General features: G+C 70.3%; 7 protein-coding genes and 1 pseudogene. 5 read left to right on the top strand and 3 right to left on the bottom strand.

All coding sequences use genetic code 11. The annotated features are described in order from the left end of the window. Positions 1-1,037, top strand: a pseudogene (locus KUM39_RS27750) (transcriptional regulator); the annotation flags it as partial. Between the two features lie 20 nt (positions 1,038-1,057). Beyond that, positions 1,058-1,630 (top strand): transcriptional regulator, encoded by a 573-nt coding sequence (locus KUM39_RS27745; protein ID WP_217788537.1) that lies wholly within the window; start codon positions 1,058-1,060, stop codon positions 1,628-1,630. A gap of 148 nt (positions 1,631-1,778) precedes the next feature. On the opposite strand, the gene KUM39_RS27740 is transcribed toward KUM39_RS27745, so the two are convergent. Both KUM39_RS27740 and KUM39_RS27735 read right to left on the bottom strand, forming a co-directional pair. Next, positions 1,779-3,791 (bottom strand): hypothetical protein, encoded by a 2,013-nt coding sequence (locus KUM39_RS27740; protein WP_308288264.1) that lies wholly within the window; start codon positions 3,789-3,791, stop codon positions 1,779-1,781. A 492-nt stretch (positions 3,792-4,283) separates the two neighbouring features. After that, positions 4,284-4,847, bottom strand: coding sequence for a MarR family winged helix-turn-helix transcriptional regulator (locus KUM39_RS27735; RefSeq protein ID WP_217788536.1), 564 nt, complete (start codon positions 4,845-4,847; stop codon positions 4,284-4,286). Positions 4,848-5,133: 286 nt separating this feature from the next. Between KUM39_RS27735 and KUM39_RS27730 the strand changes: the two genes are divergently transcribed. After that, positions 5,134-6,075, top strand: a complete 942-nt coding sequence (locus KUM39_RS27730; RefSeq protein ID WP_217788535.1) for an NmrA/HSCARG family protein — start codon at positions 5,134-5,136, stop codon at positions 6,073-6,075. Between the two features lie 54 nt (positions 6,076-6,129). Here KUM39_RS27730 and KUM39_RS27725 read toward each other — a convergent pair whose 3' ends face one another. Next, positions 6,130-7,089 carry an NAD-dependent protein deacetylase gene (locus KUM39_RS27725; RefSeq protein WP_217788534.1) on the bottom strand — a complete coding sequence of 320 codons (960 nt, stop codon included), beginning with the start codon at positions 7,087-7,089 and terminating at the stop codon, positions 6,130-6,132. Between the two features lie 51 nt (positions 7,090-7,140). On the opposite strand from KUM39_RS27725, the gene KUM39_RS27720 reads away from it, so the two are divergent. Together KUM39_RS27720 and KUM39_RS27715 are read left to right on the top strand one after the other, a co-directional pair. Further along, positions 7,141-7,680 (top strand): P-loop NTPase family protein, encoded by a 540-nt coding sequence (locus KUM39_RS27720; protein ID WP_217788533.1) that lies wholly within the window; start codon positions 7,141-7,143, stop codon positions 7,678-7,680. Between the two features lie 38 nt (positions 7,681-7,718). After that, positions 7,719-8,426, top strand: a complete 708-nt coding sequence (locus KUM39_RS27715; protein WP_217788538.1) for a methyltransferase domain-containing protein — start codon at positions 7,719-7,721, stop codon at positions 8,424-8,426. Positions 8,427-8,457 lie beyond the last annotated feature (31 nt).

The following is an 8,457-nucleotide window of genomic DNA, read 5'->3' as shown; positions in this document are numbered from 1 at the left end:
GCCGCCGAGTCCGTACCACAGCCGAGGCCGACCCGGCCGGGCAGCTCATGGAAACGGTCGCCGCCACGCTCGCCCAGCACGAGGGCGACGTCGAGGCGGCCACGGCCGCACTGGTCAAGCGGGCGATCCCGGACGCGATGGCCCTGCTCGACAAGTGCCGCAGAGGCGGCCGGTACGACGTCATCGCGCACCCCTGGATTCCGGACGTGCTGCGCAAGCAGACCGCGCGCGGCAGCGACCAGGTCTGGGAGGCACGCCCCAAGTGGACCCGCCCCGAACTCCCCACGGGCGCCCACCAGGTGACCGCGCTGGACATCAACGGCGCCTATCTCAGCGCGCTGAAGACCCACCTGCCGATCGGCCAGCTGGAGCACTCCACCGGCTTCGACCACGATCGCCGCCGCGCCGGGGTCCACCTGATCACCCCGCCCGCCTGGGACCACGAGGCGTATCTGCCCAACCCCATCGGCAACCGGGACGAACCCGGCCCGCTCTGGGTCACCGAACCCACCCTGCGCCTGCTGCAACGGCTCGCCGGGCCGAAGTACGGCATGTGCGACCCCCCCGAGATCCACGAGTCGTTCACCTCGGGCGCCACCGAGAGCCTCCTCGACAAGTTCCGGATCGTCCTCAAGGACGCCCGCGACACCGCCATCGCCCAGGACGACGAGGTCACCCTCGAGTACATCAAGGCGATGTACTCCAAGTTCGTCTCGACGATGGGGGAGTCCAACTACAACCGCGAGCTGTACCGTCCCGACTGGATGCACCTCATCCGCTCCCAGGCGTTCGCCAACCTGTGGATGAAGGCGTTCAAGGCGTACGACGAGGGCCTGACCCTCGTCCGCGCGATGGGCACCGACGAACTGCACGTCATCGGGGACTGGCGCGGTGTCTTCCCCGAGGGACGCGGGGTCTCCGAGGTGAAGGTCAAGGACGTGTACACCGTCGGCGGCGAACCCGGGATCCCGTCGGACGCGGGCGCCGACGACACCGCGCACGACACCGCGTACGACACCGACGACGACGCCAACTGACAGGGAGAGCGGAACCGCACATGCCCGAGCGCACCAGGGAGTTCGGAAAGTTCGGCGCCAGCGGCATCAAGGGCCACGAGGCCGTCGCCCGGCAGCTCGACGCCCTCGCCGACTTCATCGCCACCCCGGTCACCGTCCGGCGTGGCCTGCTGGCCCGGCTGAACTACCTCACCCGCACCCCGCACGCCCGCGCCGCCGCCCGGGAAGCGGGCCTCACCGTCACCGACCGCACCCTGCGCGCCTGGCTCCAGGGCACCCGGCAGCCGAGCCGGCGGAACCTGGACCGCATCGAGACCGCGTACCGCACCGTCCGCCGCCAGAACGTGGCCCGCTATCTGCTGGCCCGCCTCAGCCGCTCCGGCCGGGGCACCCGCGTCGAGATCCACCCGCTCAACCAGTCCGGCGTGAGCCGCCCGCACCAGCGCGTCGTGGAGTTCCGCACCCTCACCGTCCGCCGCTGGGAAGCCATCATCACCGCCTGGGCAGCCGCCGACGACCAGGCCCTGGACACCGCCTGGGTGGACCAGATCGTGGACCTCGGCTCCCAGTGGGGCCAGTACGAGTACGTCACCAACATCGGCTTCGCCGCCTGACCGCCCCGGCCGCCCCTGCCCCCGCACACGCCCCTGCCCCTGCCCCTGCCCCCGCACACGCCCCCGCACACGACCGCGCCGCCCGGTGACATCACCGGGCGGCGCGGTCTCGTACGGGCCGGGGGCTCACCCCCGTACCCGCCGGGGCTCACCCCCGTACGTGCTCGTTGTCCAGCTTGGTCCGTCCGTCCGGCTGCTGGGGGATCATCGCCAGCGCCCGGACCGCCATACCCGCCCGGTGCTCCTCGGCCTCCGCGCACAGCGCACGCGAGGCGTCGTCGAAGCGGACCGCGGACGACGGTTCGGAGGGACCCAGCAGGTGCTCCTTCAGCTCGGCACGCGCCTGGACGTAGGTGTCCCGCTCCGGTTCCCGCACCGACGCCAGCAGCGCCGGGACACCGGAGGCGTCCGGGGCGAGCACGGCACCCGCGCGCACGGTCGGGAACGCCTCGCGGAAGTCGTGCTCGGACAGCCCGCTGGTGTTGGCGACCGCGTACGGCTTCTCGCTCGCCAGGTAATCGGAAATGACACTGGAAACGTCGCTGATCAGCAGGTCAGCCGCGTTGAAACAGGCGTACACACCCGGCCGGGGCCCGACCACGATCCGGTGCTCCCACTCCGGGAACGACGCCCAGTACGCGTCCTCCCACGCCGTTGCCGCCGCCGCGGCCTCCGCGCGCCGACCCGGCTCGGGCAGCCCCTGGAGCAGCATCCGCTCCACGTCGTCGGCGGCGGTACGGAACGCGGACGTGGTCAGCCGGTCCAACTCGGCCGTCCGGCGCTCCAGTTCCGCGACGGCGGACGGCGCGGTCCGCTCACCCCGGTGCGCGGCGGCCCGCCGGGCGCTTGCGGCGGTGATCATCTCCTGGATGCGCAGGTTCGCGGCACCCGCGCGGGCGTCCACCGAACCGGTCAGCGGGTGCGGCTTGTAGAGGAGCCGTACGGCGGGGTCGGCCAGCAGCGCGCGCACGATGTTCTCACCGGCCTCGATCACCGAGGTGTTGCCCGGATTGCCGTCCCAGCCCTCCCAGGTCGGGGCGTACAGCACGGTGGTGTACGCCCCGGTGGGGGCACCGGCGTACGGCTCGATGACGTCGAGCTGCGGGCGGCCTATCTCCACCACGTCCCGGTCGTCCACCCCGACGTCCGCCAGCTCGTACCGCTCCCGCGCGGCCGGACCGGCCACCCACACCTCGTCGTACGCCTTCGCGTACGGGTTGCAGCTCGACAGCTTGTCGCTCTCGCCGTGGTTGACGAAGGCGTGCTTGATCGTCGGGATGCGCAGCACCTGAGAGGTCTTGCCCGAGTTGGACGGGTGGATGAGCATCTTCAGCGTCGAGTGCTCCAGCCGCATCAGGTCCGCGACCTTGGGCAGGCACACGATCGGGATGTCCGTCGCGGCGATCCGCTTCACCATGAACCGCTCGCGCAGCACGATCAGCGGACGCCCCTCCAGCCGGGCGAGCGGCTCCAGCCACATGTCCGCCTGGTAGACGGAGCTGGTGCCGCCGGAGAAGTACATCCCCACGGTCGGCTGGTACGCAGCCAGCCACGCCTCGAACCACTCCAGCGCCTGCTCGTCCGAGACGGGGCGGCGCGACGGCAGCAGCCGCCACAGCAGCGTGCCGACGGCCACCAGCGAGAGCGCGACCGACACGGCGATGCCCGCCGCCGCGAAACGCGCCGAGCCCGTCGCGCCGGAGGTCACGAGACCGGCCGCCGAGGGCAGCGCGAAGACGAGCAGCCGTCGGCCGGAACGGCGCATGAGCAGCGCCGGGGGAGCGGCGCTCAGCCGCAGCGCGGAGGCGTCGATGTTCCGGGTCACCAGCGGCAGCGTGCGCGTACGGCGCACCATCACGGCGACCGCCTGGGTGGCGACGTGCAGGGCGTGGAACAGCAGCAGACCGAAGACGAGGATCAGGTACTTCGCCTCGTGGTCCTTCTCGTCCAGGTGCAGCAGACCGGACAGCAGCAGGAAGTCACGGACGACCTGACGCACCGTCACCGTCGCGTGCAGCTTGCCGAGCGCGTTGACCATGCCGCCCTGCCACCGGTGCATCGCCAGGTCGGCCGCCATGCCCACGGCGGTGGCGGCACCGAGCACCAGGACGCTGGGCATAAGCGCACCGGCCGCCTGCGCGGCGAACGACAGTACGATCACCACAGGCAGTAGCAGACGCGAAGCCGCGGTGTGCAACCGGGCGAGCGACGAAGGTATGGACAATTCGCTGGCTCCAGGCGATCCGACATCCTTGGCCACAGACCCGCTCATCCGGCCAGAGGCTACGGGATGAAGTCGGTGTGAACAGATGTTCTCTATTGAACGACGGTCGGACTCTACCGTGCCGTAGCCCGGATAGCTCCTCCCGGAGGCCGGAATATCACCTGTGCGTCACTTGTGCTTCACATCCGCTCCCGCCCAGGTCAGCGGGGTGAACACGCCGTACGTACCGCCCGCCGCCCAGCCGGGAGTGGGCAGTAACACAGCCGATTTACAGGTGCCTTGGAGAAACCGGGGTCGGACGGCACCGCGCTTTCGACGGATTCCCAGGCGTGCCCTGCTCACACTCGCCCCGGCGCAACTCCTATTCCCGACAGTGTAGTTGGACAGCGCCGACACGCGTGCACAGGGCGGAGCCCGGCCCCCGGAACCTCAACAATCTCCACCGTCCCCGTCCCCGTCCCCGTCCCCGTCCCCGTCCGCCTTCCCGGCCCCGGCAGCGGACCCACCCCCGCCATCGGCGCCGGAACCGGCCCCCCCATCGGCCACCCCCGGCCCCTCCGCCTCCCCCATCAACGCAAGCGCCCGCTTGAACGCCCCGTACTCCGCCGCCCCCATGAGCCGCTCCCGCCGCTCCTCCAGCTCCGCCATCGCAGCGTCGGCGGCGGTGACGAGCTCCAGCCCCCGCTCCGTGGGCACGATCAGCCGCGCCCGCCGGTCCGACGGATCGGTGATCCGGGACAGATACCCGAGCCCCTCCAGCTCGTCCACGATCGCGCCCAGCGTCTGCTTGTTGCGCCCGGTGATCCGGGCGAGGTCACTGAGCCGGAGCCCGTCGTCGTCCAGATAGGCCAGGACACCGCCGTGCCGGGGCCGGAGCCCGGTGAAGCCCTGCGCGGCCAAGGCTCGGAACAGCTCGCCCTGAACCAGTCGCAGAAGGTTCACGGCGAGCATCCCGAGATCGGGATTGGCCAGTTTGCGCGCACTGCGCCCCATGAGCGTCCGTCCGTTCCTGCCGCGTCCTGCCTGGGACAGGCGAGCATAGCCGCGCACCGCCCCTGGTCACGAGCCCGTTCCGGCCGGAAGACGTAGGTCCGCCGACCGAGCCGCCCACCGGTCGGCGGCGGAGATCACATCCGGCCAGTTTTAGTTTAACTTTTGACGTTCCAATTTTTGGACCATATGGTTGAGGCGTTCGACGGAAAGGCCCGCGAACCGGCGAACAACTCACCGGAAACGGACCATAAAACCCATAAAGCCCAGCCGATACACGGAGCATGCCATGAGCGAGAAGAAGATCATCGCCGTCGTAGGAGCCACCGGCACCCAGGGCGGCGGCCTGGTCCGCGCCATCCTCGACGACCCCGCGTCCCCCTTCGCGGTACGGGCCATCACCCGCAACGCCGACTCCGACCGCGCCCGGGAACTCGCCGCCCGCGGCGCCGAGGTCGTCGAGGCCGACCTCGCGGACCCGGCCACCCTGAAGAACGCGTTCGCCGGTGTCCACGGTGCCTTCGTCGTCACCAACTTCTTCGAGTCGATGTCCGCCGAGGTCGAGAAGAGCCAGGCCCACGCCGCCGCCCAGGCCCTCAAGGACGCCGGCGCCGAACACGTCATCTGGTCCACCCTGGACGACACCCGCCCCACCCTCGCCCCGCTCGGCATCCCCGGAATCCAGGGCTCCTACACGGTCCCGCACTTCGACGGCAAGTACGACGGCGAGAACGCCTTCCGCGAACTGGGCGTCCCCACCACGTTCCTGCGCACGACCTTCTACTGGGAGTCCCTCACCTACGGCTTCAGCCTCCGGCGCGGTGAGGACGGCACCCTCGCCATCATTCTCCCGCTCGGCGAGCGCCGCCTGTCCGGCATCGCGGGCGAGGACATCGGCCGCACCGCCTACGGAATCTTCCAGCGCGGCACCGCCCTCGTCGGCGACACCGTCAGCATCGCCGGCGACCACCTGACCGGACGGCAGATCGCGGACACCTTCGCCAAGGTCCTCGGCGAGACGGTGGACTACCGCCCCCTGACCTTCGACCAGTTCTACGACCTCGGCCTCGCCGCCCCCGAGGAGTTCACCAACATGTTCCGCTACTACTACGAAGCCGAAGCCGACTTCACCGGCGCCCGCGACCTGGACAGGGTCCGTGCCCTCAACCCCGCCCTGGAGACCTTCGAAGAGTGGCTGACCGCCCACAAGGACGCGTTCAAGGGCATCTGACAGAGCCCCACGCGGCCCCGGCCGCCCCACGGACTGGACGGACGGCGAACCGGCTCAGGTCGCCGTCCGCCCGTCGAGGACGACGGACGCCCCACCCGAAGCAGGCGGCCCCCCGGGACCGGCCGAGTCCGCACCGACCGGCACCCCGAGCCGACCGGCCACCGACGTCAGAGCCGCACCCAGCGGCAACGCGACCCGAGCCAGCGCGTGCCGATCCCCCCGAGTCACATCCCTGTTCACGATCACCACGGGCTTCCCCAGCTCAGCGGCGAGCCTCACGAACCGAAGCCCCGACATCACCGTGAGCGAGGACCCCAGCACCAGCACCGCCGACGCCCCACGCACCAGCCCACGGCACTGCTCGACCCGCTCAGGCGGAACGTTCTCCCCGAAGAACACCACATCGGGCTTGAGCACACCCCCGCACACCGCGCACGGCACGACCCGGAAATCCCCGACCTGCTCATCGGTGAGATCGGCATCCCCGTCCGGATTGATCCCGGCCGCCACCGGCGCGAACCCCACGTTCGCCTCCGCAAGCCGCCGGGCCAGCTCATGACGCGAACTGAACGCACGGCACGCAAGACACCGCACCCGCTCCAGACTGCCGTGCAGCTCCACGACCCCACTGCTCCCGGCCGCCTGGTGCAGCCCGTCCACGTTCTGCGTGATCACCCCGGCCAGCAGCCCGGCCCGCCCGAACGCGGCCACCGCCAGATGCCCCGCATTGGGCACCGCGCGCCCGAACGTCCGCCACCCCAGATGACTCCGCGCCCAGTACCGCCGCCGCGCCTGCACACTCCCGGTGAAGTCCTGGTACGTCATCGGCGTGTGCCTACGGAGACTCCCGCCCTCACCCCGGTAATCCGGAATCCCCGACTCGGTCGAGATCCCGGCCCCGCTCAGCACCAGCACCCCACCGGCACCCAGCACCCCGGCAACCGGCGCGAGATCCGTACTCCCCGCCAACGACTCCCCGGACGGAGTCCAACTCAGAGTGGGCCGCATACGCATGCCCCCAGGGTACGAAACACGCCACCGGACCCGCGCCTAGAGTCCAGCACCATGCAGCGAGCCCTGATAGCAGGCGTGACCGGAGCAGGAAAATCCACCCTGGCCCGCACCCTCAGCACCCGCCTCCACCTCCCGTACCACGAGATGGACGCCCTCTACTACGACGGCCCCGACTGGACCAGGAACAAGAACTTCACCGCACAGGTGGAAGCCATCACCACCCACCCCCACTGGATCATCGACTCCCTCGGCTACCCGGAAGTCCGCGACCTCCTCTGGACCCGAGCCGACACCGTCATCTGGCTCGACTACCCCATGCGCACCGTCATGCCCAGAATCCTCCGCCGCTCCCTCCACCGCACCCTCACCCGCGAACCCCTCTACGGCGGCAACCGCGAAACCTGGCACGCCTGGCTCACCAAGGACCACCCCGCCTGGTGGTCCTGGACCCAACACACCACCCGCCACAAGGAGATCAAGTCCCGCACGGAGAACCCTCGCTTCGCACACCTGACGGTCCATCACTTCACGCACCCCGAACACACCGCGACATGGCTGAAGCAGCTGCCCCCACACCCCACCCCCGAATAACGGCGAACCCGCCCGCCGAGCGCCACAACCCCACCAAGATGGACAGGGTGACCACCCCCACCCCGGACCTCTGGCACCACTACGGCCGCACCCGCAACGCCACCGACCTCGCCGTCCCCGACCACTTCTCCTGGACCTGGGACCAAACCGGCGGCCCCGGAACGGAGATCCTGGGCGACATCACCGACCGTCACATCGCCGACCTCGGCGCCGGTGCCGCCCGCCACGCCGCCCACCTGGCCGTCCACCACAGCCCCACCCGTATCACCGCGGTAGACGCCTCACCCGCCCAGCACAGCATGGCCACCACCCTCTACGGCCACCTCACCCCCCGCCTCCACCTGACCCACTGCGACGTATCCCAGCACCTACGCAGCACCACCAGCACCTACGACGTGCTCTACAGCATCTTCGGCGCGATCGACTTCACCGACCCCCGCGTCCTGCTCCCCGCCACCGCAACCGCCCTGCGTCCCGGCGGCCGACTCGTCTTCTCCACCCTCGCCCACCACATCGACGGCACACCCGCCCACCCCGACCTCCACCACACGGAAATCCACGCGAAAACACCAACCGGCACCCCCACCCACATGCGCCGCTGGGTCCTGCGGAAACAGGTCTGGCAGAACCTCCTATCCGAATCAGGCTTCACCCGAATCACCACCGAGCAACTCCCCTCCAACGCAACCCCCCGCACAGCAGCCACCCTCCTGGTGACGGCCTACACCCCAGAGGACGGGGCGTAGAGCACGGTGGGAGTCGGCTGTCGGTGAACGA

The organism is Streptomyces corallincola, from assembly GCF_019104725.1.
In the GTDB taxonomy this organism is placed as follows: domain Bacteria; phylum Actinomycetota; class Actinomycetes; order Streptomycetales; family Streptomycetaceae; genus Streptomyces; species Streptomyces corallincola.
The sequence above is the reverse complement of the archived record's forward strand: the minus strand, read 5'-3'. Positions and strand labels throughout refer to the sequence as shown.

Excerpts from the sequence above, each read along its gene's own strand:
- KUM39_RS27745 (WP_217788537.1), top strand. The coding sequence starts at position 1,058 with ATGCCCGAGCGCACCAGGGAGTTCGGAAAGTTCGGCGCCAGCGGCATC.
- KUM39_RS27735 (WP_217788536.1), bottom strand. The coding sequence starts at position 4,847 with ATGGGGCGCAGTGCGCGCAAACTGGCCAATCCCGATCTCGGGATGCTC.
- KUM39_RS27730 (WP_217788535.1), top strand. The coding sequence starts at position 5,134 with ATGAGCGAGAAGAAGATCATCGCCGTCGTAGGAGCCACCGGCACCCAG.
- KUM39_RS27725 (WP_217788534.1), bottom strand. The coding sequence starts at position 7,089 with ATGCGTATGCGGCCCACTCTGAGTTGGACTCCGTCCGGGGAGTCGTTG.
- KUM39_RS27720 (WP_217788533.1), top strand. The coding sequence starts at position 7,141 with ATGCAGCGAGCCCTGATAGCAGGCGTGACCGGAGCAGGAAAATCCACC.
- KUM39_RS27715 (WP_217788538.1), top strand. The coding sequence starts at position 7,719 with ATGGACAGGGTGACCACCCCCACCCCGGACCTCTGGCACCACTACGGC.